At 69.6% G+C, this 25,149-nt stretch carries 21 protein-coding genes and 1 tRNA gene; 11 read left to right on the forward strand and 11 right to left on the reverse strand.

Translation table 11 applies throughout. The features are described 5' to 3' along the window. Window positions 1-55 precede the first annotated feature (55 nt). A complete protein-coding gene (locus IVW53_05815) occupies window positions 56-2,944 on the forward strand; it encodes a GAF domain-containing protein (GenBank protein ID MBF6605083.1) in 2,889 nt (962 codons plus the stop codon). A 45-nt stretch (window positions 2,945-2,989) separates the two neighbouring features. Here the strand turns inward: IVW53_05815 and IVW53_05820 are convergent, their stop codons facing one another. From IVW53_05820 to IVW53_05830, 3 genes are read right to left on the reverse strand one after another with little or no spacing between them, the layout of a single operon-like run. Then, on the reverse strand, window positions 2,990-3,748 hold the full coding sequence (locus IVW53_05820; GenBank protein ID MBF6605084.1) for an amino acid ABC transporter ATP-binding protein: 759 nt from the start codon (window positions 3,746-3,748) through the stop codon (window positions 2,990-2,992). Further along, the gene (locus tag IVW53_05825; GenBank protein ID MBF6605085.1) at window positions 3,745-4,560 is read right to left on the reverse strand and encodes an amino acid ABC transporter permease; all 816 of its coding nucleotides are present in this window, start codon (window positions 4,558-4,560) and stop codon (window positions 3,745-3,747) included. The genes IVW53_05820 and IVW53_05825 overlap by 4 nt, the downstream gene beginning before the upstream one ends. A gap of 28 nt (window positions 4,561-4,588) precedes the next feature. Continuing rightward, a complete protein-coding gene (locus tag IVW53_05830) occupies window positions 4,589-5,563 on the reverse strand; it encodes an amino acid ABC transporter substrate-binding protein (GenBank protein MBF6605086.1) in 975 nt (324 codons plus the stop codon). A gap of 324 nt (window positions 5,564-5,887) precedes the next feature. Here IVW53_05830 and IVW53_05835 point away from each other — a divergent pair, with 324 nt between their 5' ends. From IVW53_05835 to IVW53_05855, 5 genes are read left to right on the forward strand one after another with little or no spacing between them, the layout of a single operon-like run. Then, window positions 5,888-7,072 (forward strand): hypothetical protein, encoded by a 1,185-nt coding sequence (locus IVW53_05835; protein MBF6605087.1) that lies wholly within the window; start codon window positions 5,888-5,890, stop codon window positions 7,070-7,072. Between the two features lie 35 nt (window positions 7,073-7,107). Continuing rightward, the gene (locus IVW53_05840) at window positions 7,108-8,115 is read left to right on the forward strand and encodes a WYL domain-containing protein (protein ID MBF6605088.1); all 1,008 of its coding nucleotides are present in this window, start codon (window positions 7,108-7,110) and stop codon (window positions 8,113-8,115) included. Window positions 8,116-8,174: 59 nt separating this feature from the next. Then, the gene (locus tag IVW53_05845; protein MBF6605089.1) at window positions 8,175-9,059 is read left to right on the forward strand and encodes a CAP domain-containing protein; all 885 of its coding nucleotides are present in this window, start codon (window positions 8,175-8,177) and stop codon (window positions 9,057-9,059) included. A 24-nt stretch (window positions 9,060-9,083) separates the two neighbouring features. Continuing rightward, complete coding sequence (locus tag IVW53_05850) at window positions 9,084-10,514, forward strand: HD domain-containing protein (GenBank protein ID MBF6605090.1); 1,431 nt, start codon at window positions 9,084-9,086, stop codon at window positions 10,512-10,514. Window positions 10,515-10,566: 52 nt separating this feature from the next. Then, window positions 10,567-11,559: a DMT family transporter gene (locus IVW53_05855; protein ID MBF6605091.1), complete on the forward strand. Its 993-nt coding sequence runs from the start codon at window positions 10,567-10,569 to the stop codon at window positions 11,557-11,559. 36 nt (window positions 11,560-11,595) lie between these two features. Here IVW53_05855 and IVW53_05860 read toward each other — a convergent pair whose 3' ends face one another. Beyond that, on the reverse strand, window positions 11,596-13,956 hold the full coding sequence (locus tag IVW53_05860; protein ID MBF6605092.1) for an acyltransferase: 2,361 nt from the start codon (window positions 13,954-13,956) through the stop codon (window positions 11,596-11,598). 323 nt (window positions 13,957-14,279) lie between these two features. Between IVW53_05860 and IVW53_05865 the strand changes: the two genes are divergently transcribed. Next, window positions 14,280-14,355: transfer RNA gene (locus tag IVW53_05865), tRNA-Arg, on the forward strand. 96 nt (window positions 14,356-14,451) lie between these two features. On the opposite strand, the gene IVW53_05870 is transcribed toward IVW53_05865, so the two are convergent. From IVW53_05870 to IVW53_05900, 7 genes are all read right to left on the reverse strand, one after another. Next, on the reverse strand, window positions 14,452-14,760 hold the full coding sequence (locus IVW53_05870) for a hypothetical protein (GenBank protein ID MBF6605093.1): 309 nt from the start codon (window positions 14,758-14,760) through the stop codon (window positions 14,452-14,454). A 307-nt stretch (window positions 14,761-15,067) separates the two neighbouring features. After that, on the reverse strand, window positions 15,068-15,331 hold the full coding sequence (locus IVW53_05875; protein ID MBF6605094.1) for a hypothetical protein: 264 nt from the start codon (window positions 15,329-15,331) through the stop codon (window positions 15,068-15,070). Between the two features lie 45 nt (window positions 15,332-15,376). Then, complete coding sequence (locus tag IVW53_05880; protein MBF6605095.1) at window positions 15,377-15,877, reverse strand: YjbQ family protein; 501 nt, start codon at window positions 15,875-15,877, stop codon at window positions 15,377-15,379. Window positions 15,878-15,946: 69 nt separating this feature from the next. Further along, a complete protein-coding gene (locus tag IVW53_05885) occupies window positions 15,947-16,672 on the reverse strand; it encodes a triose-phosphate isomerase (protein MBF6605096.1) in 726 nt (241 codons plus the stop codon). Window positions 16,673-16,720: 48 nt separating this feature from the next. Next, a complete protein-coding gene (locus tag IVW53_05890; GenBank protein ID MBF6605097.1) occupies window positions 16,721-18,109 on the reverse strand; it encodes a hypothetical protein in 1,389 nt (462 codons plus the stop codon). A 49-nt stretch (window positions 18,110-18,158) separates the two neighbouring features. Further along, complete coding sequence (locus IVW53_05895; GenBank protein ID MBF6605098.1) at window positions 18,159-19,676, reverse strand: hypothetical protein; 1,518 nt, start codon at window positions 19,674-19,676, stop codon at window positions 18,159-18,161. Between the two features lie 19 nt (window positions 19,677-19,695). Beyond that, window positions 19,696-20,511 carry a hypothetical protein gene (locus tag IVW53_05900; protein ID MBF6605099.1) on the reverse strand — a complete coding sequence of 272 codons (816 nt, stop codon included), beginning with the start codon at window positions 20,509-20,511 and terminating at the stop codon, window positions 19,696-19,698. A gap of 512 nt (window positions 20,512-21,023) precedes the next feature. On the opposite strand from IVW53_05900, the gene IVW53_05905 reads away from it, so the two are divergent. The 4 genes from IVW53_05905 to IVW53_05920 all read left to right on the forward strand — a co-directional run bounded on the left by IVW53_05905 (window position 21,024) and on the right by IVW53_05920 (window position 25,063). Further along, window positions 21,024-22,319: an extracellular solute-binding protein gene (locus IVW53_05905; GenBank protein ID MBF6605100.1), complete on the forward strand. Its 1,296-nt coding sequence runs from the start codon at window positions 21,024-21,026 to the stop codon at window positions 22,317-22,319. Between the two features lie 258 nt (window positions 22,320-22,577). Then, window positions 22,578-23,405 carry a sugar ABC transporter permease gene (locus IVW53_05910; protein MBF6605101.1) on the forward strand — a complete coding sequence of 276 codons (828 nt, stop codon included), beginning with the start codon at window positions 22,578-22,580 and terminating at the stop codon, window positions 23,403-23,405. 1 nt (window position 23,406) lies between these two features. Beyond that, window positions 23,407-24,240 (forward strand): carbohydrate ABC transporter permease, encoded by an 834-nt coding sequence (locus tag IVW53_05915; GenBank protein ID MBF6605102.1) that lies wholly within the window; start codon window positions 23,407-23,409, stop codon window positions 24,238-24,240. A 70-nt stretch (window positions 24,241-24,310) separates the two neighbouring features. Then, a complete protein-coding gene (locus IVW53_05920; protein MBF6605103.1) occupies window positions 24,311-25,063 on the forward strand; it encodes a purine-nucleoside phosphorylase in 753 nt (250 codons plus the stop codon). The last annotated feature ends 86 nt before the right edge of the window (window positions 25,064-25,149 follow it).

Here is a 25,149-nt window from a genome sequence, read left to right on the forward strand (position 1 = left end):
GTGAAACTTCCGTAGTGTCCGACACGTCAACCTCACATATCCTCCACCGAGCGCCGTGACCACCACCCTTCTCCCCCGGCCTCCGGACGCGACCCTGTCCGTGACGAAGGCCGCCCGCCTCCTGGGAGTCCATCCGAACACGGTCCGGGCGTGGAGCGAACAGGGTCGTCTCCGCTACTACCGGATCAATCCCCGTGGCGATCGGCGCTACCGGCTCGGCGACCTCCAGAGCTTCCTCGCCGCCGCAGAGGCCGGCAGCGGGAACGATCCGACGACCGGGGCGGGGCGGATCGGCCCGCGACACGGCCAGGGCAGTGGAGCCGGCCGCACGATGGCCGGGACGGTGGGCGACGCGGCCGAGCGCGATGGTCGGAGCGGGGACCTGCGCGCCATCGCGGAGATCGCGGCCATCACATCGGACGGTCGCGATCTCGATCACCTGCTCGGCGCGGCGGTCGCCGTCATCCGCGCGGCGCGCGGGTATCGCGCCGTCGCCGTGTACGAGCTCGACGATGCGCGGCTCGTCTTCCGCGCCGCATCGCCCGCGGGTGGTCGGATCGGTGACCTGGCACGCTCGTTCGGTGCCGCGGCAACGGCGCTCGACGAGGGCCGAGCGGTCCACATGCGCGCCGACATGGCGGGCTGGACGCCCCTCATCGCGGATTCCGCCACCGAGATCGCGATCCCGATCATCGCCGGGCCGACGCGCTGGGGCGTCCTCGTCGTGGCTTCGGAGCGACTGGACGGCCTCACGGAGTCCGACCTCGAGTTCCTCGACACGGTCGCGCGGCAGTGCGCCGTCGGGGTCCATTCCGCGGAACTGCTCGGCGAGGCCGCACAGCAGGTCCACCGACTCGAGGCCCTCCGCCGGGTCGCCGGCGACGTCGCGAGCAAGCTCGACCTCGAGCAGACACTCGCGGGGGTCGTCGATCACGGGATCGCCCTCTTCGCGGCGGACCGGGCGGCGATCTTCCTCCGTCGGCCGGACGGGCACCTCACCGAGGATGTCTCGCGTGGCCTGTCCGCCGGATACCTTGCGGCGGTCCGGGACTTCCCGAGCCCCTCGCTGCCTGCGGCGTCCGTCGCGGCGGGGACGCCGCTCTTCGCGACGGACTACGCGAATGACCCGCGCGTCGGCGTGATGCGCGCCGCCGTCATCCAGGAAGGCTTCGACACGCTCGCGTCCGCGCCGCTGTTCGACGGGTCCGAGCTGCTCGGCCTCCTGTGCATCTATCACGATCGCGCGCACCCGTGGTCCGAGAGCGAGCTCGACACCCTCGCGACGTTCGCGGCGCAGGCATCCGTCGCCATCAAGGCCTCCCGCAACTACAGCCAGATGGCCACGTGGGCGGCGCAACTGCAGTCCATCCAGCAGCTCGGCGCCCGCCTCAACCGGCTCACGAGCGTCCACGAGATCGGACTCGCGATCGCGACCGAGCTGCGCCAGCTCCTCGACTTCCACAACGTGCGCGTCTACCGCCTGTACGGCGACGACCTCATCCCGGTCGCGATGCAGGGCCAGGTCGGCGAGTACGTGGACGAGACCCCGGACCAGCTCCGGATCAAGATCGGCCTCGGGATCACCGGCTGGGTCGCGCTTCACAAGGTCGCGCAGAACCTGCCGGATGCCGCGAAGGACCCCCGGGCGAACACGATCGCCGGGACGGAGCCGGACCTCGACGAGTCGATGCTCCTCGCCCCGATGATCTTCGAGGACCGCGTCCTCGGCGTCCTCGTCCTCGCGAAGCTCGGCCTGCAGCAGTTCACGGAGGACGACCTCCGCCTGCTCGTCATCTACGCGAGCTTCGCCGCCCAGGCGATGGCGAACGCCGACTCGACCGAGGCGCTCCGAGGCAAGACGTCCGCCCTCGAACGCCAGATCGAGAGCCAGCGACTGCTCCTCCAGATCACCGAGTCGATCCTCACGACGCTCGACGCTCGCGCCGTGCTCGACCAGATCACGGACCGCCTCGGCGTGGTGGTCCGAGCGGACAACATCTCGATCGAGCTCGTCGACCCGCTGACCGGGCTGCTCCGCCCGCTCACCGCGAAGGGCGTCCACGCCGCCCAGTTCCTCCAGCCCTGGGCGCCGGGCGAGGAGGGCATCGCGACCTGGGTGGTCACCCACAACGAACCGCAGCTCATCGTCGACGAGAGGGCCGATCCGCGGATCAACGATTTCCGCGGGATCCCGGACCTCGAGGCGAGCCTCATCGTCGTGCCCCTCCGCGGTCGCGACGGAGCGATCGGCGTCCTGACCCTCGAACGGCTCGGCGCGGACGACCGCTTCCCGGAAGCGGAGTTCGACCTCGTCAAGCTCTTCGCCGCCCACGTCTCGATCGCCCTGCAGAACGCCGAGGCCCACCGGGCACTGGCCGTCCGGGCTCGGACGGACGCGCTGACGGGACTGCTCAATCATGGGACGTTCCAGGATCGACTCGCTGAGCGCGTCGCCGCCGGGAGTCCGTTCAGTCTCATCATGGCGGACCTCGACGACTTCAAGGCCGTCAACGACGCACTCGGCCATCAGGCCGGCGATCGACTCCTCCACGAGATCGCGACGGCGATCATCGGGGCCGGGCGGGAGTCCGACCTCGTCTTCCGCTACGGCGGCGACGAATTCACCATCCTGCTGCCGGGGACGAACCGCAACGGGACGCTCCGAGTCGCCGAGCGGGTAGGGTCCGCCGTGCACGCCGTGGGAGCGAGCGGCACGGGCTGGGCGGCCGCAGGGATCACCGTCAGCGCGTCCATCGGCCTGGCGACCTTCCCGGAGGATGGGTCGACCGCGGCCTCGATCCTCCTTGCTGCGGATCGGGCCTGCCTCGTCGCGAAGCGGTCAGGCCAGGGCCGAATCGCGACCGCCGACGAGGGCCGCTCGCTCGCCTCGGAATTCTCCCTTCAGCAGCCGACGCCGGTCGACCCACCGAGCCTCCCCGTCTGAGCGGCGACGGTCCACTGCGGCCGCGCCGGGTCGTCGCGCCTGGCGCTACAGGCGTCCGGCCTCCATGACTCGCTGGAGGAAGCGACGCGTCCGCGGCTCCGCCGGCGCCCCGAAGATGACGGCGGGCGGTCCCGACTCGAGGATCCGGCCCGCGTCGAGGAAGCAGACGCGGTCCGCGACGTCACGGGCGAAGGCCATCTCGTGGGTCGCGATGATCATCGTCATGCCCCCTCGAGCGAGCTCGCGGACCTCGTCGAGGACCTCGGCCACGAGCTCCGGGTCGAGGGCACTCGTGATCTCGTCGAGGAGCAGGAGATCCGGCTCCATCGCGAGGGCCCGCACGATCGCGACCCGCTGTTGCTGGCCGCCGGACAGACGGTCCGGATAGTCGCGGGCCTTGTCCGCGAGGCCGAACCGCTCGAGGAGCGCCGTGGCTCGGGCGGCAGCCTCCCTCTCGGACAGCCGGAGGACCTTGCGGGGCGCGAGGGTGACGTTGTCGAGGACGCGCATGTGGGGGAAGAGATTGAACGCCTGGAAGACGATCCCGACGCGCCGCCGGATCCGGTCGACCGGCGCACCCGGCGCGGTGATCTCCTGTCCCTCGAGGATGATCCGACCGGCGTCGATCGGTTCGAGGAGGTTGATGCAGCGGAGCAGCGTGGACTTGCCGCTTCCCGAGGCGCCGATGAGGCAGACGACCTCGTGTTCGCCGACCTCGAGATCGATGCCGCGGAGGACCTCCGTCGGGCCGAACGACTTGTGGAGGCCCTCGATCCGGACTGCCCGGCCGGTCGCGGGCGTCATCGGGCGACCCCGGCGAGCTGGCGGCGCCGCTCGCGGGCGACGAGCCAGTCCGTGAGACGCGCGAGGGGCACGGTGAGGATGAGGAAGAACGCCGCCGTCACGAGGTACGGCGTGAAGTTGAACCACCCGGATTCGTCGATCTGGGCCTGCTTGAAGACCTCCACGACCCCGAGGAAGCCGATGAGCGCCGAGTCCTTCTGGAGCCCGATGAAATCGTTGAGGAGGGGCGGGATGACTCGCCGGATCGCCTGTGGGACGACGACGTAGCGGAGCGCCTGGGCCCGGCTGAGTCCGAGCGAGCGGGCGGCCGCCTCCTGGCTCGGGTGGACCGACTCGATCCCGGCCCGGTAGACCTCCGAGACGTACGCCGTGTAGAGCAGGACCAGCGAGACGAGCCCCCAGAAGAAGGGATCGCTCGGCATCCAGTCGATGCCCAGGGTGGGCATCCCGAACCCGAGGGTGAAGACGATGAGGATGCCGGGAACGCCACGGAAGAAGTCCGTGTAGAGGATCGCGAGGAGGCGGACCGGGAAGAACACGGGGCCCGGCAGGCTGCGGAGGATCGCGAGCACCATCGCGAGCGGGAGGATGAGCACCTCCGCGATGAGGAACGCCTGGATGTTCGTGACGATCGCGGGCGCCTGACGCGGCCACGACTGCCACCAGTAGTTCGCGTTGAAGAACGCCTGCTGGACGAGCGGCCAGCCGGGCGAGCTCACGACGACGAGCGCGATCGCCCCGAAGACGACGACCGTGCTGGCGATGGCGATGACGACCGCGCCTCGTTCGCGGCCGGACTGGCGCGTCGCCATCGTGACGGCTCGGGCAGCGGCGCCGCCGCTACTTGAGCATCGGCACGTCGCCCTCGGCCTTGACGATGTACTCCTGGCGGAGGCTCTCGAGATCGCCGTTCGCGGTGAGGGCGGCGATCGCCTGGTTGACGCAGGCGGTGAGGCTGCTGCCCTTGTTGAGGACGACGGAGAAATGCTCCTGGGCTCCGACGGTCGGCAGCTCGCCCACGATGACGCCGTTCGTCAGCTCCACGTCCCGCACGAAGTACGCGGTCCCGAGGTCGACGACGACACCGTCGATCTGATGCGCCTTGAGCGCCGCCACCGCGGCGTCGAGCGTGTTGTAGACGAGGGGCGCCTTCGTGGGCTGGATGTTGTTCTGGATGTACGTCAGGCTCGTCGTCCCGACCTGCGTCCCGAGGCGGAACGCCTTGAGTCCGGCGACCGTGGTCACCTTCGAGATGGCGTTGCTCTTGAAGCCGACGACGGCCTGGTTGTCGTTGAAATACCCGTCGGACAGGTCGACCGCCTGGGCACGCTCCGGGGTGTACGAGACCTGGGTGAGGTAGATGTCGAACTTCTTCGGCCCGGGCTGGATCGCGTTCGCGAACGGGACCGCCGTCCACACCACGTCGGCCTTCGGGAAGCCGAGCTCCTGGGCGATGAGGTACGCGGTCGCCGCCTCGAGGCCGAGGCCGTTGTTCGGGTCGGCGTTCTGCCAGACGGAGCCGGAGGCCGGTGCGGGACCGGCGAACCACGGGCCGTAGGCCGGGTTGTCGGCGCCGATGGTCAGCGTGCCGGGCGTCATCGTCCTGAGACTCGGGCGGCTGCAGTCGAGGGCAGAGGCGCTCGCTGCGGCGGACGCGCTCGCTGCGACGCTGGCGGAGGCGGACGGAGCCGCAGCGCTCGGGGCGGCCGAGGCGGCGCTCGGTGGGGCCGCGCTCGGCGCCGGCGTCGCGGCGCTCGAGCAGCCGGCGAGGATGAGAGCGGCGCCGAGGACGGCGATCCGCGACAGGATCTTCATGTGAATTCCTCCTCCTCCGATCACGAACCCCCGAGAGTGTAGCGGGCGGGCCGCAGAATCCGAAGCGGCGCCTGGAGGAGGCCAGGCGCCGCTTCGGCTCTTGGTGGTCGTCTCGGCGGGAGGAGGGAGAACGCCTCGACGACCCGGGGATATTCGGTGCTGCGAGTCGGCCCGCCGTCCCCGTGCTGTGCGGTCCGTCCCGGTGCGGTGACCGCGTCATCGTTCCGGTGAGGGAACTCTCGCCCCCGCCCCGGGCCGCGGCGATGACCCATCCGTCCTGGTGGACCAGGTACTTCCGGCGCCCCGGGTAGACTCGCCTCCACGATGCGGGTCCGGACCTTCGAATTGCGGCTCATCGCGGCCGGGCTGACCGCGCTGTGGACGGTCGTCGCCGGACTGCTCCTCGTCGGCTACCGGCCGGGAGGACCGATCGACGTCCTCGTCGGCATGACGGCGATCCCTCCGGTGGCGATCGCGGCCGTCGCCCTCCGCTGGCCGCCGACGGCCCGCGACGATCGGGTCTTCGCCGGCACGCTGTGGCTCGGACTTCTCGTCGGGCTCCTCCTCATCCCGTCCATCGGCGGAGTCATCGGACAGCTGACGGCGCGCGGGCCCCAGACGATCGTGCCATCGTGGGAAGTCGCGTATCCGTGGCTCCTCGCGCTCGCCGGGACGAGCATCTTCAGCGGTCTCGGCATCGCCCGCCACACGCTCGGGCCGGGCGCCGCGCGACGGCGGCGGCTCGCCCGCGGCCTCGCGACGGGCATCGTCCTCACCGTCGCCGCCGGTTCGATCTTCGCCGGATCCGCGTTCGCCAACGGCCTGGCCCTCGCCGACCATCCCGCCGCGTCGTCGAGGTTCGGGCCGACGGATCCGGCCCTTGCCATGCCGCCGTGCGAAGGACCCATCCTCGACGGCTCGAGCGCGTCCGTCGAGCTGGACCTGACCGCCGACGTCGATCGACGACCGATCGGATCCGCCCGGATCGTCGGCCTGCGGGCCGGCTCGGACGTCCGCTGGACCGCGGATGTCGCGACGAGCGACGTGCTCGGTCAGTTCAGCGCGATCCGCTCTGGCGGTTTCGGCTGGCTCAAGGAGCCGGGCGGTCCGTGGACCCTCACGACCTTGAGCCGGATGAACGAGCTCACGCTCGACCGGCGGGCGATCCAGGTGGCGCTCACGGCCGGCGACCGGGCGGCCGCCGAGAACCGCGGCATCGAATTCGTCGAGGGCGCTCGCGCGCGTCACTGCCGGATCGCGATCGACGGATCGACGTTCGCCCGCGCGTTCCCCGAGATCGCGTGGTTCGCGAACGGGACGCCGGACCTCCATCGCTGGCGCGGCGAGCTCGACTACTGGATCTTCGGCGACGACGAGGTCGGCCAGATCCAGGTGACGGTCAACGGCGACGCGGCGGGTCTCGGGGCCACCGGCCTGCAGGCGACGATCAGAACGGCCATGATCGCGACGGATCGGGACCGCTCGATCACGATCGCGCCACCGGGCTGACCGGCTGGCGCCGCGGCACGCGAGGAGGGACGCGAGTGGACGACCGCGATCGGTTCGAGGGCAAGCGCGATCGCGTCGCCCGCATGCTCCGCATCGTCCGGTACCTCGAGGAGCGTGGCGAGAGCGGCGCCCGGCCGGACGAGATCGCCCGCGCCGTCGCGATGTCCCGCCGGACCGTATACCGCGACCTCCGAGCGATCGAGCGCGAGCTCGAGCTGCCCCTCTGGTCGATGAACGGCATCTGGGGTCTCGCCGAGCGTGGCCTCCTCCCGCCGCTCAAGCTCACCCTCGATGAGGCGATGGCGGTCTTCCTCGCCGCGCGGCTCATCGCCCGCTACGCGACAAGCCACGACCCGGACCTCATGGGGGCCTTCCAGAAGCTCGGCTCGGGGCTGCCGGAGGCGCTCGCCGAGCACGTCGCGACCACTCTCGACGTCATGGCCCGCCAGCCACCGGACGACCGGCTTCGAGCGCGGGTCCGGACGCTCACGCGAGCCTGGGCCGAGCGACGGGTCGTCTCGATCACCTACGACCCGGGGACCTACGACCCGGGCCGCGAACTCCGGGTGGCGCGCGTGCGGCCTTATCTCATCGAGCCGTCGTCCACGACGCACTCGCTCTATCTCATCGGCCATGACGAGACGCGAGCCGCCCTCCGGACGTTCAAGATCGAGCGGATCCTCGACGTCGCGATGACCAACGACCGATTCGAGCCGCCGGCCGGAGGCGCCATCGAGGACGCCCTCGCCCATGCCTGGGACATCATCGCCGACCAGCCGGCGGTGGAGGTCGTGCTCCGCTTCGCGCCGTCCGTCGCGGGCCGGGTCGCGGAGACGCGCTGGCATCCCTCCGAGCGTCGGGAACCGGCGGCGGACGGCTCGCTCGTCTGGCGGGCGACGGTCGCGGGCGTGCTCGAGGTCCGCCTGTGGGTCCTCTCATGGGGTGCCGACGTGGAGGTGCTCGAGCCGGCGGACCTCCGCCGCGAGGTGGCGCGGACCATCCGGGCGGCCGCCGCCCGCTACGCCGGCGACGGACCCGACTGAGACGCGGCGGAACCCGTCGCCGGGACGCCTTCCGGCCAGCCGGGGTACCCTTTCCGCGGATGACGTCTCGAGCCAGACCGCGAACGCCAGCTCCCCTCTTCAGCGCCACGATCCTGGCGAGCCTCGTGTTCGCCACGGCCGGCGCGACCGGGGTGGGTGCCGTCGGAGCGAACGCCGCCGTGTCCGCAGCTGCCGTGGTACCTGCCATCGCAGCGGCCGTCACGGCGATCCCCGCCTCGCCGAGCACGACCTCCGTCGAGGGCTATCTCCTCACCTGGGTCAACGCGGATCGAGCGGCCCTCGGCCTCCGGCCGCTCCGCCTCGACGGGCGGCTCCGCACGGTCGCCCGGACGCGTGCCGCGACGCTCGCGACGCTCGGCATCCTCAGCCATACGGCTCCCGGGGACCTCGCGTCCCAGCTCGCGGCGGCCGGCGTCCAGCGGTACGCCTGGGGCGAGGACATCGGGTGGACCTCGTACGCCTGGGGATTGAGCGCGGCCCGATCGCTCTACTCGATGTGGAAGGCGAGCCCGGAGCACTGGACGATCCTCACGAACGCGACGTACAACTACGTCGGGTTCGGACTCGGCTACCGGCCGAGCGGCGGCGCGACCTACGGGTCCGCCGTCCTCACGGAGTCGAGCGACCAGACGGCGCCTGCCGCGCGGATGACGAGCGCCTCCCGGATCGGCACGACGGTGCGGTTCACGTGGACCGGCACCGACGTCTCTCTTCAGACGCACACGGCGGGGTTCGTCTCGTTCGATCTCCTCTATCGCGCGAGCAACGGCGTGTCGCGGGTCATCCGCACCGGAACGACCGCGACGGCCATCTCGATCGCCTCGCGCCCTGGCGGGCACTCGTACTATCTGAGCGTCCGGGCGCGTGATCGCGCCGGCAACGTCTCTCCCTGGAGCGCGCCGCTCCACGTCTGGGTCCCTTAGGTCGCACGCGCTCCCGGAGGCAGGATGGGCCGCCACCCGTTCTCGGCGGTCAACCTCATCAGCGATCCGATCCACGGCTACATCGAGCTGACCAAGCGGCTCTCGGCCGCCGAAGCCGCTGCGGCCGGGCTCCCGACCGAGACCGCTGCTGAGGAGGACCTCGTCGATTCGACGTGGCTTCAGCGGCTCCGCCGGATATCCCAGCTCCAGAGCGCCCGCTGGGTCTTCCCGAGTGCCGAGCATTCCCGATTCACCCACGGCCTCGGCGTCATGCACGAGGCCGGCCTCTGGGCCCGCCAGCTGTACCCGTCACTGCGGGCTCGGCTGCTCGCCGACGGCGCCGCCCCAGGGGGCGGAGGAGGTCCGCCGGCTCTCCCGTCGGAGGGCCTCGTCGTCGAGACGATGCGGGTCGCCGGGCTCCTTCACGACGTGGGCCACGGACCATTCGCCCACTTCTTCGACGAGCACGTCCTCCGCGACTTCTCGGCGCCACCGGATCGCCGCCGTGACGGCGCGAAGCCGCTGACCCACGAGGATCTCAGCCAGCTCATCATCGAGCGCGAGCTCGGCTCGACCATCTCCGCCCTTCGCCGCGCACCCGGCGCCACGGCGGCGCGCGACGCGTTCGAGCCGGGCGAGGCGATCGATCCGCGCTGGGTCGCCTTCCTCGTCTCGAAGCCGGCCCTCGTGGACCCCACGATGCCACCCTGGGTGCGACTCCTCCAACCCCTCCTGTCCGGCGTCTTCACGGTCGACAACCTCGACTACGTCCGCCGCGACGCCTACTTCACCGGCGTCGCGACCGGCCCGGTGGACGTCGAACGGCTGCGGCGGTACGCGTTCGTCGGCGAGCGGGGCCTGACGCTCTACGAACCGGGGCTCGGCGCCCTGGAGGTATTCCTCTCCAGCCGCCTCTTCCTCTACCAGCAGGTGTACTTCCATCGCACGGTCAGGGCGATCGACCTCGACCTCGGCGAGGTCTTCGGCCCGAGCATCGGGGCGATCTTCGGCCTCCGCTCGCCGGCCGAGCACTTGGGGGCCTACGCCGACCTCGACGAGTACGCCCTGCTCCACCAGGCCGCCCTGTGGTCGCGGGGCGAGGCCGTTCGCGAGGACCCCACCCCCGGCGACGGGACCGTCACCCGTGCCGTGGCGGATTCGTGGCGGGCGATCCTCCTGCGCCGCCCGCGATGGCGGAGCGAGGCGGAGATCCGGCTCTCCTACGAGGACGTCGTGCCGGAGGCGGAGATCGCCGCGCTCGGCCCGCCCGAACCGGGCCGGGTCGTCATCGATCTCGCGGTCGTCGACGCCCGACCGGCGGACGCGACCGCCACTGATTCGCTGCTCGCCGTCGAGGGCCGCGACGGGCAGCCCGCGGCACCGCTGAGCCGGACCATCGGGCGGCTGCCGGCCTGGTCGCTGATCGCGCGGCGGTATCGGCGGATCGCGACCTGATGCCGCGCACCGCCTGCGTCGGGCGGGCCACGCCCGGCCTGCCGAACGCCGGATGGTGACCGACGGTCGCAGCGGCGACGGCGCGGCGGCCGGGGCAGCGGCCCTCTTCGGGTCCGCGTACGTCGCGACCGCGGTCGCGCTCCAGTCGTTCGGACCGCTGCCGATCGCCCTCTGGCGCGGCGTCGGCGCGGCCACGATCGTCGGCGTCCTCGTCCTCCGCGATCGGCGCCGCCTCGCCAGTGTGTCGACCGTCCATCGCGGTGCCGGGGTGCCGGTGCGGCCGTGGGCGGGGTGGCTCTCGTCGCGCCGGCTCTCGATCGGACGGCTCGGGCGCCTCGTCGTGCTCGGGCTCCTCGGCGGACCGGCCTTCATCGTCGGGATGAACCTCGCCGTCAGCGCGTCGGGTGCGACGATCGCCTCGTTCGTCGCCGGCCTGTACGCCGTCCTCGCCGCGGTCCTCGCTCCGTTCGTCCTCCGGGAGCGCCTTGGGCCGAGCGCGATCGCCGGCTTCGCCGTCGCCCTCCTCGGCACCGCGCTGCTCGCGGAACTCGATCCGGCGTCAGCGTCGATCGCCGGCATCGTGGCCGGACTCGGTGCGGCAGCAGCCTTCGCCGCCTATCTCGTGCTGTCGCGCCGCTGGGCCCGCGACCTCGGCCTGTCCGGGCTGGCCATCGTCGAGACGAACTTCACCGCGACGGCGCTCGTGCTCCTCCCCCTCGCGCTCGTCGTCAGGCCGGAGCCGGTCGTTCCGGCCACCATCACCCCGGATGCGCTCCTCGCGCTCGGGTGGCTCATCGTCGCGAGCGTCGGCGGCCAGCTGCTCATCGTGGCGAGCGTCCGTCGCATCGCGGCGCGGCGCTCGGCGGCCTTCCTCCTCGTCAACCCGATCACCGCCACGGTCCTGGCGGCGATCCTCCTCGGCGAGCGCCTCGCGCCGATCCAGCTCGTCGGTGCAGCGCTCGTGCTCGTCGGCATCGCCCTCGCCAGCGATCTCGCCGCGTCCGTCCGCGGATGGGTCGCGGTCCGGGCGGGCGCGCCGTCGTAGCTTGCGCGTTTCCCGCCGTCGCGCGTCGCTCCGCCGCTACGGCCCGAAGCCCGGCAGCCGCGCCCCGAGATACGGAGCGACCGCCGTCGAGAAGACCGCCGTCAGATGCTGGTAGTCGCGGTAGATCAGGACATTCCCGACGATCGCCGGGCACGGCTCGGACGGGCAGACGAGCCGCCCGGGATCGAGGAACGAGACGCCCGCCGACGCGGCCGCGGCGCCCTCAGCCGCGAGGTACACCGGATCGAGGGCCGTCGCCGTCAGCGTCGCGCAGGCCAGGGCGTCCGTCAGGTGGGCGGACAGACAGACGGGTGGATCGACCCCCGATCGAGGCGTATCCCCGATGAGGAGGACGTGCGGGGCGAGCTTCGCGAGGCGACCGAGCGTGCGAGCGAGCGCGGCGTTCCAGAGGGGCATCCGATCGGCGACCGGAACCGGCGAGCCGGCGATGGCGAGGGTGTACAGGCTGTCCGAAGCGACGATGAGTCGCGGACGCTCGGCCGCGATGCGGGCGAGGACGTTCGTCCGCCACGTCCCGCATTCGGTGTACGTTCGGCCGAGGGCGCTGTTCCAGACGTTGACATCCGCCGTCGGGCAGGCCGATTTCGTCAGCGACACGAGGCGCCACCCGTCCTGGATCGCAAGGCGCTCGAGGGCCGGGAACCACTGGGCCGCGTGCGAATCGCCGAACAGGATCATCGTCTTCGTCGAGGTCGTGAGGCCGAAGGCGCACGGACCCGGTCGAGTCGCCGCGAAGTCGAGATGGCAGCCGTCCGCGTACGTGACGGGAAGGCTGCCGCGAGCGGCCGCGAGCGATGGTCGGAGGTTCGCGGGAACGCGACCGGCGGCGGTCGGGGGCCGCGTGGGAGTCGCAGGCGGCGAGTCGGTCGGGCCGTTCGCTGCGGTCGCCGACGGCGCGGCGCCGGGCGTCGGGGCAGTCGGCGTCGAGCCCGAGGAGGCCGAGCCCGAGGAGGCCGAGCCCGTCGTCGGTGCCGACGACCCGAGGATCGTCCCGAGATCCGCCGGGAGGCTCGCCCCCGGACCGCCGCCGGTGGAGGCGAAGGCGGGCGACGAGAGGGCCGCGTTCCCGATCCCGATCGTGAGGCTCGCCACGAGGACCGTCGCGACCCCGGCGATGGCGAGGCTCCGGCCCGGGCGGAGTCCGACGAATCGACCGCGCCGGATCGGCTCCTCGACGAAGCGCTGGCTCAGCGCGGCGATCGGGATCGCCACGAGGGCGAGGAGGATCCGGACCGGCAGCGGGAGCGTCGTCTCGAGGGCGGCGGCCGGGATGACGAGGATCGGCCAGTGCCAGAGATAGAGGGAGTACGAGATCCGGCCGAGCCAGCGGAGCGGCGCCGTGGACAGCACCCGCCCCGCGACACCGAGCGAGCGGGTGAACCCACCGGCGATGACGAGCGCGGCACCCGCCGTCGGCAGGAGGGCGGCGGTCCCGGGAAAGGCGGTCGTCGTGTCGAAGATCATCCCGGCGATCACGATGAGCACCACGCCGATGGCGGTCAGTGCGGTGGCCAGTGCGGCCGGCAGCTCGAGCGATCGGAACGCCGCGAGCGCCAGGAGCCCGCCGAGTGCGAGCTCCCAGGCCCGGGCCGGGAGCGAGTAGAACGCCCACGGTTCGGCGACCCCGGTGAGGACGATCGAGAGAGCGAGCGAGGCGATGCCGACGCCGGTGATCACGGCGGCCAACCGGGCGACGCTCAGGGTTCCCGCCGACGACCTGCTGCCGGCCTGAACGCCGGGGAGTCGCGCGGCCTGTCCGCCGGAGCGGCGCCCGGACCACCGCACGGTGAGGAGGAGCAGGGCCGGCCAGAGGAGATAGAACTGCTCCTCCACGCCGAGCGACCAGTAGTGGAGGAGCGGCGACGGTGCGAGCTCGGACTGGAGGTAGTCGGTGGCCTGGAACGCGAAGCGGAGGTTCGACACATAGAGCGCGGCGGCCGTCCCGTCTGCGGCGATGTCCGGGACGCGGAGCGGCGGCAGGAAGATCGCGGCGGCGGCGACGGTGACCACGATGACGAGGGCGGCCGCCGGGAGGAGCCGGCGGGCACGTCGTGCATAGAACGCGGCGAGGGAGACCGTCCCGGTCCGCTCGAGCTCGCGGGCCACGAGCCCCGTGATGAGGAAACCGGACAGGACGAAGAAGACATCGACCCCGATATATCCGCCACCGAACCCGGGCACGCCCGCGTGGAACAGCAGGACGAGGAGGACCGCGACCGCCCGAAGCCCCTCGAGATCCGGCCGGAACCGATCGGTGGTCGTGTCCGGTGCGTGACCGTGGCCGGGCTCGGCCCGGGGCAGATCCGGATGGCGCGAGTCCGGGCGGCGGAGGTCCGAGCGGCGCGGGGCCGAACGGCCCAGGTCGAGTCGAGTCACCAGGTCGGGATTCTGACCGCTCCCGCCGATGACCGCCGTCGGGGGCGGAGTCGTGGACCCTCGGCCCGGGCCGGCACCTGGCCAGTCGCACGCCGCATGAGCGTTGGGACCGACGTCCCGCCCCCTCGGGCTCGATCCGGTGCGCTCCCTGGCGGCAGCCAGGGTGCTCCACGCACGGATCGGCAGGCCGCGACCCGTGCCGGCTCATCCGAGCAGCCACCGGACCGACCTTACGTTCGCTCGGCGTGCAACTAGCCACGTTCCGCTGCTTCGGGGTCGCGATCTCGACCCGACCCCGAACCCTCGGGGTATCATCGCCGCCCGCGCCCGTAGCTCAGTGGATAGAGCGACTGACTTCGGATCAGTAGGTCGGGGGTTCGAATCCCTCCGGGCGCGCCATGACAACCTGGGGCAGCGCGAGGGCCAGGCCGTTCGAATCGGGAGCTCGTGCGCATCGCCCCGGGCTGGCCCAAGGCGGATGCAGTGCATGCGGTGTCAGAAGACGATGCGTGTCCCGAGGATCTCCTCGCGCACGGCGCGGCCACTCAGGGCACGGACGAACTCGACGGCGTCGATCTCGGTCGGGGGCTCGCCAGTGCCGGCTTCGAACCGGCCCCCGGCCGGTCCGCCCAGCACCAGGTTGAAGGGGCGGCGGTGCTTCCTGGCCCAGTCCAGGACGCAGTCCTCAACGATGCGGCCGTCGTGCTCCGGCGTGAGGACCATGTCACGCCCGGTTGCCCGAGCGATATCCACGTGTTGGATCCATGTGTCGCGGGTGAGGATCACCTCGAACGGCTCGCGCAAGGTGAAGCGACCTCCGAAGTCGTTGGCTCAGCTGCCGAGCCATCAGCCTGAGGGCTGTCCCGAGCCTCCCGACCCAGAGAGTCCGGCCGGCCGACGACGAGACGGATCGCCTTGCGACCGCGTTCAAGCGCCAGCGTGATACCAGTCCCGAACTTCACGACCAGATGTGAAAGAAGATCCACGGCGCGATCGACGCCAACACCGAACGCTCACACGACGACGACGACCGCTGACCGCGGCCGCTGGAAGCCGTCCCAGGATTCGTGAAGGTCGAGCTTGCGATGCCCCTGCGGTGGCGGCCGGGCGGCTACTCCGCGCGGCGGCGCTTCGGACGCTCTTCCACCTTGACCTTGGGCTCATGGCCGGGTCGTGGCGGGCGCGGAAGGGTCCCCGGCGCCATGTCCGGGCGGCGAGGCTCAGGGCCTCGCGTGCGCGCACTCTCGACGGCCGCGGCGAAGGCCTTCGCGACGGCGGGCGGGACACTGGCGATCCACGCGGCCTCGACCTGGCGGACCCGCTCGTTGTCCGCAGCACGCCGCTCGCGCTCTCGCCTGGAATGTTTCGTCGCCACCGGTTCCTCCTCTGAGCATGACCCCGTCCGACGTGAGTGTACGAGCTATTCGCCGAGCAGCTGGAAATGGACGGTCCGATCGCGCGGGCGGACGGCGTCGAAGTCGACGAAGTAGACGTGACCGAACTCGCCCAGTTCGATGACTCCATCCACGATCGGGATCGTCTCCGAGCGACCGATCAGAGCGGATCGAATGTGCGCGTCGGTATTCAGACTCCAGACCGCCTGTTCCCCGAGATCCTGCTCGGCATGCTGGATGTGCTTCGGTCCTGGGTGCAGGTACTGACCCTCGCGTCGGCACGTCGGCACGATCGCTTCGAGGCGATCCAGCATGTCCTGGAGGAGATACTCCGTGCCGTCGAACAACGTGTCGTGCGATTCCTCCTGGATGATCACGCTGCACGTGGTGTGCTTCGAGTAGACGGTGATCGTGCCCATGAGGATCGCGGATCTGGCGACCGCCTCCCGAGCCGCCTCGGTCACATCGTGGAACATCGGCTTGTTGAGGTGGCTGTGAACGTCGACGGTGTGGTGATGGACGGTCATCTCATCGATCCTCTCATGTGCGACACACGGACTGCCCGATCGCTCCTGCGGTCCGCTGCGGACCGTTCCTCATCGGGCTCCGACGGCCGGATGCGCTCTCATCCAGGCGTGCTGCATGGCGGCGATCATGGCCTGCATCTGGGCGATCGGATCCGCCGCCCTGAGGATGCCGCTCGAGGACCCGGTCGCACCGACGCCGAGAGCGACCATCTGCGCAACGTCATCGGGCGTCTGGATCCCGGCGCTGCACATGACGATGATCTCGGGATCGATCCGGCTCACGAGGGCGATGGTTCGCTCGACGAAGCCCCGCATCGCGGTGGCTGCCGAGTGAGCGGCGCCGATCAGCTCAGGCGGCTCGGCAAGGACGATGTTCGGGCCGAGCTGGGCGACGGCCGCCGCCTCTTCCGGCGAGTCCGCGCAGACCATCGTCGCGAGACCGACCTCATCGGCTCGCCTGATGGCCCGGTGGATCTCGGCGAGCGTCATCCTCCGTTCCGAGTGGTTGAGCATCGTGCCGACCGCCCCGGCCTCCTTGAGCGCCTCGGGCAGGACGCTTCCTGCTCCGCGGCCCACCTCCACAGGGTCCATGTGCTGGGCGAACACGAGCAGGTGCCGGGTCTCCCGGGCGATCGCCGGTATGTCCACGTGCTGCGGATCGAAGATGACGGTGACGCCGTGCTCAAGGCTCAGGCGGTCCGCCTCTTTCGCCAGTCGCACGGCCTCGGCGCCGTAGAGGTAGCCCTTCAGGCCGATCTCGAACACGGGCGCCCTGAGGCGCGTCAGGTCATGCATCGTGGCCCTCGGCGGGTTTCGCTCCCGCCAACGCAGCCTCGTTCGTGCTCAAACGACGACCGCATCGATGCCGAGCATGCGGGCGAGATGGAGGAGCTGCGCCGTCCATCGCCCTGCCGCCGCGCCCATGTGGTGGGTCGCTCCGGCACGCAACCAGGCGTCGCACCAGCCGGCGATCGGCAGGGTGTCATGCCTGAACAGGGTCTGAGGGGCGGAGATGGGTCGGGGCGGGAACGGCAGGAGCTGGCCCTCGGAGATGACGAACCGCCACCGTCCGTCACCCGTCGTGACGAGCGCGAGATTGGTGATCGGGCCGGGCCGGTAGGCGAATTCGAAGCCAGCGCCGAAGCCATGGACACCACGGTAGTAGATCGAGTGCTTGACCTTGATCTCGCCGGGTGTGCCGAGGGCCGGGTTCCCGTGGCCGTCGTGCGAGAACATCACCGCCTCGTTGTCGAAGTCGATGACGTAATTCTCGAGGGTGGTGGCCTGGCCGGCGAGTTCCTGCAGGATCAGCTGCGCAACGGCAGTATTCACATCGCCCTCGGGTGAGGCGGGAATGCCGATCTCGCACAGGCGACCCGTCCCATACGAGGGGATGATCCCGATCCTCGGATCGCTCAGCCACACCTGGTCGAATGCGGTGAACGCATCGAAGCGGCGCTCCTTCGCCACGGACTCCAGGGCGAGGGCGAGACGGACGGAGCGCTCGAAGAGGGCGGGCTCCATCTCGACCGCGTACCTGGCCCGCTCCGCCTTCATCGTGGCGTCGACGTCGTCCTGCGCGATCTCAGCGAATCGTTCGGCGACCTTCTCGGGCTCCAGGGGCCACACGACCGGGCCGATCGCCTGGCGCAGCGAGAGTCCGTCGAACATGAGGTCCGTCATCCCCTCGAACGGGTGACCGACCAGGGCGATCCGCGCCTCGCGGAGCCGCCGCCGGATGGCGGCCGCCTGGATCACCTCACGGACTCGCCGGCGCCCGTCCGAATCGTCGAAGCGGGAGGTGACGAGCGCGAACTCACGCCCTGTTCGAACGAGCATCGCCGTGAGCTCGGGCATGCCGGCCATGCCGCTGTTGAGCATCACCACGTCGAAGCCGTCGTCCTCACCGAGCCGCCCGATCCGCTGGGTGTTCCACACGAGCACCGGGGCGGTGGTGTCGAGGAGACATCGTGCCGGCACGATGCCCTTCGTGTAGGCGAGTTCCGCGGCGACGATGATGTCGACGTCCTCGGCGTTGAAGCGGCGCGCGGCGGCCGCGGCCTGCTGCTCCTCCTCCACCAGGCCCGGGTGGACGACGTCGCCGTATTCGGCCAGCGCGTCGGCGATCTCCTGGGCAGCCGCGGTGGCGGCCGGGCGCATGTGGGCAGTCTTGTTGTAGTCGTCCTCGAGGAGTGCCGTCACGAGGACGCCGATCTTTGCCTTCACCGCCACGGTGCACCTCCCGTTCGTCCGTCCATCAGATCCGTCATGTTGACCAGGGTCAGCCGGCCGCGAAGAGTGGCCGGAGTGCGTCGAAGAGCGCGAGATAGCGAGCGTAGGCGTGATCGTAGGTGCCACGCACGGCCGGGTCGGGCTCGTAGCGGTCCGCGATCGCAACCATCGCCGCGCTCGCGGCAGCGAGGTCAGGGTAGATCCGGGCGGCCACACCCGCGAGCATCGCATCGCCCCGGATCGCGGCGTCCTCGCCCTCGAGCGTGACGACGGGGAGCCCGCAGGCGTCCGCCTTGATCCGGTTCCAGAGCGCGCTTCGCGACCCGCCGCCGTGGGAGCGGATCTCGACGGCCGCGGGTCCCACATCGGCCAGCTGCTCCACGTTGCGTCGGAGCATGAAGGCCACCGCCTCGAGGATCGCCCGCACCAGGTGACCCTTCCCATGACGCAGCGTCAGGCCGTAGAAGGCGCCGCGCGCCTCAGGCTCGTACTCCGGGCTGAAGGCGCCCATGAGGTGCGGCAGCATCGTCAGGCCTTCCGCTCCGGGCGGCACGTCGGCGGCGAGGGCGGTCAGGAGATCGTAGGCGTTGACACCGTCGTGCTTCCCCCGGGCGATCTCTTCGCCACCGAACTGGTCGCGGAACCATGTCAGCGCCATCCCGCCGGTCGGGCAGACCGGGCAATACAGGTAGCGATCAGGCGCCGAGTGGATGTAGACCGGCGTTTGCCGCGATCGATCGGCGCCGTGGCGATCGACCGAGGACTGCAGCGTGAGTGCGCCCCCGGTGCTCTCGGAAACAACCCCCGGACCGATGTTCCCGACCCCGACCGCTCCCGCGCCCTGGTCCATGCCACCGGCCACCACGAGCACGGTCGCGGGCAGGCCGAGCGCCTCGGCTGCATCCGGAGTGAGCGTGCCGACGACGTCGCCCGGCTCCACGAGCTCGGGCAGCCGCGCGGGATCGATCCCGACGGCCTCGAGCATCGGGTCCCACCAGCGCCGGGTGCGGATGTCGTAGAGGAGAGAGGTGCACTGGACGCCGCCCTCCGAGACGAACCGGCCAGTCAGCCGGTGGAGCATGAGTTCCTCGACGAGGAGAAAGCGCGCGGTCGCGGCGAACAGCTCCGGCTCGTGTCGTCGCCACCACAGGATCTTGCAGGCGGTCCACGTCGGGACGACGGACGGGACGCCCGTCGCGTCGTAGATCGCCGCGTCCCCGAACCGCTCACCGATCTCGCGCGCCTCGGCCGCGGCCCGGTTGTCCAGCCAGACGAGCGCGGGGCCCAGGGCCCGGCCACTCGAGTCGACGGGGATCACCGTCTCGCCCTGGCTCGAGACTGCGAGCGCGGCGACGCCCTCCGGGTCGATCGCGGACGCGGCGAGGGCTCCGCGGATCGCCCTTCTTGTGGCCGTCCAGTAGACCTCCGGGTCGAGCTCGGCCCGATCCGGCGCCGGGTGATCGATCCGATACTCCTCGCCGGCCGCAGCCACCTGGCGCCCGGCTGCCTCGAAGATGCCGGCCTTGACCGACGTGGTCCCGATGTCGAGGCCGATGAGGAGGGACATCGCCGCGTCGGCGCGGCGGTCAGCCGAGTCCGTGCTTCGCGGCGGCCACCGCCGGCTCCGCGCCATTCTTGACGACCTCCTGGAGCGCCTCGAGGAACCGTTCCGGGTCGCGCGCCTGGATGACGTTGCGACCGAAGACGACTCCCCGGGCCCCGTCGCGGACGGCGGTGGCGGCCAGTTCGAGGGCATCGACTTCGCGGGGCAGCTTCTTCGAGCCGAGCGCGAGGATCGGCACCGGCGTCGAGCGAACGATCTCGGCGAAGCGCTCGCCCGTATGGAAGGTCTTGACGAGATCCGCCCCCAGCTCGGCGGCGATGCGGCAGCCGATCGAGATCTGCTCGTGGCGCTCCTCCGGCGCCACGTCCTCATGGCCGGCCGGGTAGACCTCGCCCACGATCGGCACGCCGATCTCACGCTTCTCCGCCACGCACCGCGCGACGAGGGCGACGTTCTCTGCGTCCACCGCCTCCGAACCCGTCTTGATGGACATCCCGACGAGGACGACGTCCGCGCCGAGGGCGGCCGCCTGGCTGGCCGAGATCATCGGAACGCTGCGGCTCTCGTGGTACCCCCACTGGGTCGCGTACTGCGTGCCCCAGTTGAGACGGACGATGAGGGCGGGCGATCCGCGGTGCTCGAAGACCGATTGGAGGTGGGGCACCATGCCCGGGCTCATGAGGATGGCGTCGGCTCCGCGCAGGCGGTCGACGATCGGCCGAAGGTCCTCGAAGCCCGGTCGCGGCCCGTTGTACAGACCGTGATCGATGGCCACGACGACGACGTTCTGGCCGCCATCGAAGAGCCGCCGAAGCCTGATCGACTCGCCCGTCGACACCGAATGATCCCTCCTTCAGGTCGCTGCCACCGATCGGCGATCCGCCGCCCGTTTCCTGAGGTCTCGACCCAATGGCGTTCACATTCGAGCGGTCGCGCCTCTGTTGGACAGGCTACCACAGGGGTTCTGACCGTCAAGTCAAATTGTTCTGATTGACTTCCACTACGCGTTTGTCTATGTTCTGATATGTGCTCGATTGACCAACCACGTGAGCCCAGCGAGCACCAATCAGTCACGCTTGGGAGGTGAGAGTGGAGGCGGCGACGGCCTCGCGAACCCAGTCGGCTCGGCGCATGACGGCCACACTCGAGCGGACGATTGAGCAGGACGACAACCCACGCGCGGCCGAGAGCGTAGAGGCAGCGCCAAGGGTCCTCGCCCACGTGACTCCGCTTCAAGGCTGAGGTTCCGACACCCGTCGTGCGCAGGCATCGCGTTCTACAGGCGCAGAACTGAAGGAGGTACCAGTGAGACGGCAGAGGCGGGGCAAACTCAGCGTTGGAGTCCTGACGTTGGCGATGCTCGCGGCAGCGTGTGGGTCCGGATCAACGAGCTCCCCCAGTACGGGCGGAGGAGGCCCAGGAGGATCGCCCAACTCGGGCAAGGTCACCCTTACCCTCTGGCAAAACCTGGGGCAGGGCAACCAGGCCCTGGTCGTACCACCCCTCATCGCGGCGTTCGAGAAGACCCATCCGAACATTACGATCAACAACGTCCAGCAGCCGCGCGCGAATTACTTCGCCCTGCTGTCGGCGGCCGCGATCTCCCAGTCGGGGCCGGATCTCGTCAATATGTGGACCGGTCTGTTCACCATGCAGTACCGCTCCTACCTGACGAATCTGAAGTCCCTGGTTCCCAGCGCGGACCTCGCCAATGTGACCGGCCTTGAATGGAGTTCCGTTGGCTTCAACGCTCCAGACAGCCCCTATGTCCTTCCCCTGCAGGTGCAGTTCTACATCGGCTTCTATAACAAGAAGATCTTCAGCCAAGCCGGGATCGCGGCAGCGCCGACCACCTGGAGCGAGCTGACCAGTGATTGCCAGAAGATCCAGGCTTTGGGCATCACGTGCATCCAGATGGGAACTCAGAACCTCAGCGGCGAATTCTCCCCGTGGTATGACCTCTCCTACCTGATGGCCGGCGCTTTCTCTCCCACCCAGTGGCAGGACCTGTACAACGGAAAGATCCCGTGGACGGATCCAACCGTCCAGTCGCAGCTCGAGAAGTGGCATCAGCTGTACGTCGCTGGCTACATCAACAAGGACGCACTGACGGCGACGAACGTCATGAGCCGCTTCATCAATGGTCAGGCGGCCATGATCATCAAGATCAATAACGACGCCGGCCCCTTCTCCGACGCACTCGGGAGCAACGTCGGGGTCTTCGTTCCCCCGTTCTCGGACACCCCGATGCACAAGGTCGTTGAGTTCGCGGGAAACGGCTTTGCGATCACCAGCTACTCGCCGAACAAGGCAGCAGCAGCGGAGTTCCTTCGTTTCATGACCACCCCAGAGGCCGGCCAGATCATCGCGCAGGGAGGCCTGATCCCCGCCGTGAAGGGCGTCGCTGCCACGAACCCGCTCGCCAAGGACATGCTCTCGCTCGTGAGCGACCAGCAGTTCCAGGTGTACCCGATGCTCGACAACGTGCTGGCGACGCCGTTTGTCGACGCCGGAAGCAAGGTGCTGCCTTCGCTCCTGGTCGGCGGCACCACGGTCCAAAGCACCACCAGCGGCCTCGTGCAGACGTGGCAGCAACTCCCGGCCTCGGAGAGAACGCAGAGCTGGGCCGACTATCAAGTTCCCTGATCGTTACATTCGGAGTCGAGGCCGGCGGTGGAAGGAGTAGATGGGGACGCCCGCCGTTCCCCGGCCGGCCAAAGACGCAGCGGCCCTCTCAGCGCGCCAGCGTTGATGCGCGGGTCGGCTGTGCGACTCCAGGCGACGGCACACGGAGGGTCAACGCAGGGGTCTGACGGGAGTGTCAGCGTCGCGGTCCGCGCCGCGAGGCCTCGCCCCCACAGCGGTCGGGGCCTCCATCAGGACCGCGAGCGAACGGGTGCCCTGTTGGTCTTGCCGGCCCTCGTGGTCGTCCTCATCTTCATCCTCGTTCCGATCGGAGAGGCCGCCTATTACAGCATGACCAATTGGAATGGAATCACCTCCCATTGGATCGGCCCTGCGGCATATGTGGCGATGTTCCAGGACCCCACGTTCTGGCGCGTCCTCGGGAACAATGCCATCCTCTTGCTCGCCGTTCCGGCGACGCTCGCGTCCGGTGTCTTTCTTGCCGCTCTTCTTCACGAACGAGTATGGGGATGGCGCATCTTCCGCGCCGCGATCATCATCCCGACCGCGGTCTCATGGGTGGTGTTGGGCATCGTCGGGATCCAGGCCTTCGCGCAGAATGGCCTGATCAACCAGGTGTTGGCCGGCATCGGCCTCACGGCACTGACGCAGAACTGGCTGGGCAGCCCCTTGAGCGCTCTGGCTGCGGTGGCGCTCACGTTCGTGTACTCACTCGTCGGCATCAATACGCTCATCTTCGTGACCGGAATGTCGACCATCGATGCGTCGATTCTCGAGGCCGCCAAGATCGATGGCGCAAGCTGGGCACAGGCATTCCTGAAGATCACGATCCCGCTCCTCCGCCGCTACTTCCTGTTCGCCTTCGTCGTGACATCAATCAGCGCATTCACGGCCGTGTTCAGCCTCATCTACACGATGACGGGCGGGGGTCCGGACTACGGGACGACCACGATCGAATTCCTGGTCTACCAGCGGGCGTTCGCAACCGGATCGTTCGGACAGGGAGCGCTGCTCGGGATCGTGCTCTTCGGGATCTTGTTTGGAGTCACCGTGACCCAACTCCGATTGATGCGCCGAGACTCGTGACATGAACGCGCTCATCGACTCGCGGCGGCTTCGATCGAAGGCAGGGCGGCCCATGATCTTCGTGGTATTGGCCGCCGTCTCCGTCGCCCTCATGTACCCGTTCTACTTCATGCTGCAAACGTCCTTCATGTCGAATTCCCAGTATCTGCGCGGCAGTGGATTCTCACTGGACAGTTGGGGGGTGCTGTTCCGCAGCGTTCCTGTCGCTCAGGAGATTCTGAACTCGCTGATCCTGTGCGCTTGCGCCATCGCAGCCACCCTTGCCCTCGCAACGCCCGCCGGGTTCGCGCTGGCAAAGTTGACGTTTCGTGGGGAGCGTCTGGTCTTCCTCGGGATCGTGGGGAGCATGATGATCCCGCTGCAGTCAATCATCATTCCGGAGTACGTGAACTTCGCGCGGCTGCATCTCATCAACACGTACGTAGGCGCGATTCTCGTCTATGTGGCCATTGGCACGCCGTTCTCGACGTTCTTGATGGCGACATACTTTCGCGGGCTGCCAGACGAGTTGACGGACGCCGGGCTATGTGACGGGCTGAGCTATTGGGGCGTCTTTCGGCGGATCGCGCTGCCGCTCGCAGGCCCCGCGCTCGCGACAGTGATCGTGCTGCGATTCATCCCGGTTTGGAACGACTTCCTGATCGGGTTGCTCTTTCTGCAGGATCCCAACCTCCGACCCCTGACCGTCGGACTGGGTGTGCTCGCCTCGTCGCAGCTCGTGAATGTGCCGGCGCTGATGGCGGGAAGTCTGCTGAGCACGATCCCGGCGGCCGTAACGTACGTGGTGTTTCAGCGTTACCTGGTGAAGGGGCTGACGCTCGGTTCGTCGCTCTAGGGTTGGCGGCGTGGCGTGCGGAGCGACCGCGCGGACCGAAAATGGCGAGTCGATCTCCAAGGGAGGTTACATGGGCATCTACCTTCGGGCCGAACCCGGCGCCTATGCGGAGCGGGTACTCGTCGCCGGCGATCCTGGAAGGATCAGCCGACTGGCGTCGCTGCTGGAAGGGCCAACGCTGGTGACGGACAACCGTGGACTTCTCGGCTACACGGGACGCTACCGCGGAGAAGCGGTGAGCCTCCAGTGCACCGGCATGGGTTGTCCGAGCATGGCCATGGTCGGAGCAGAGCTGCTCGAGTACGGGGCGCGCACCATCGTGAGGATCGGCACCTGCAGCTCGTTCGCCCGAGGAGTGCGAAACGGAGACCTGGTCGTCGTGACTGGGTCCGCCGCCGCGGACGGGACGACGCGTAGCATGGCTGAGGGAATGCCATTCGTGGCAGTGCCCGACTTCCGCCTCACGAGTGCGCTCGTGGAGGCCGCCCAGAAACGAGGACTACCGACGCATGTCGGGCCGGTGGTGACCGTGGACGTTGAGCCACACCTTACGACCCTCTCGACGCAGGGTTGGCGTGAACGTGGTCTGCTTGCGGTCGAGATGGAAGCCGCCGCGCTCTTCTACCTTGCGCTGCGCGCAACGGCCCGTGGGCCACGCCGCGTGGAGGCAGCGTGTGTGCTCACGGTGAGCGATGGCTTGGAAGGACACCCAGACGGCCCGCAGCGCTATCTGTCCGACACAGAGCTCGAGGCGGCGACGGACGAGATGCATCTCGTTGCGCTCGATGTGGTCACGGCGCCGACCGTGGCGGTCACCTCGTAGCGGGGTCCGGGGATCTCGGCTTCGGACAACGTACCGATTTCGGGTTCGTGCGTGGCTCGTGGAGACGTGATCAGTTCGATGAACGG

It is taken from the genome of Chloroflexota bacterium (assembly GCA_015478725.1).
Taxonomy (GTDB): Bacteria; Chloroflexota; Limnocylindria; order Limnocylindrales; family CSP1-4; genus C-114.

Coding starts and splice junctions, on each gene's coding strand:
- IVW53_05820 (MBF6605084.1), bottom strand. CDS start 3,748: ATGACGCCCGCGACCGGCCGGGCAGTCCGGATCGAGGGCCTCCACAAG.
- IVW53_05825 (MBF6605085.1), bottom strand. CDS start 4,560: ATGGCGACGCGCCAGTCCGGCCGCGAACGAGGCGCGGTCGTCATCGCC.
- IVW53_05830 (MBF6605086.1), bottom strand. CDS start 5,563: ATGAAGATCCTGTCGCGGATCGCCGTCCTCGGCGCCGCTCTCATCCTC.
- IVW53_05835 (MBF6605087.1), top strand. CDS start 5,888: ATGCGGGTCCGGACCTTCGAATTGCGGCTCATCGCGGCCGGGCTGACC.
- IVW53_05845 (MBF6605089.1), top strand. CDS start 8,175: ATGACGTCTCGAGCCAGACCGCGAACGCCAGCTCCCCTCTTCAGCGCC.
- IVW53_05850 (MBF6605090.1), top strand. CDS start 9,084: ATGGGCCGCCACCCGTTCTCGGCGGTCAACCTCATCAGCGATCCGATC.
- IVW53_05855 (MBF6605091.1), top strand. CDS start 10,567: ATGGTGACCGACGGTCGCAGCGGCGACGGCGCGGCGGCCGGGGCAGCG.
- IVW53_05880 (MBF6605095.1), bottom strand. CDS start 15,877: ATGACCGTCCATCACCACACCGTCGACGTTCACAGCCACCTCAACAAG.
- IVW53_05885 (MBF6605096.1), bottom strand. CDS start 16,672: ATGCATGACCTGACGCGCCTCAGGGCGCCCGTGTTCGAGATCGGCCTG.
- IVW53_05895 (MBF6605098.1), bottom strand. CDS start 19,676: ATGTCCCTCCTCATCGGCCTCGACATCGGGACCACGTCGGTCAAGGCC.
- IVW53_05915 (MBF6605102.1), top strand. CDS start 23,407: ATGAACGCGCTCATCGACTCGCGGCGGCTTCGATCGAAGGCAGGGCGG.
- IVW53_05920 (MBF6605103.1), top strand. CDS start 24,311: ATGGGCATCTACCTTCGGGCCGAACCCGGCGCCTATGCGGAGCGGGTA.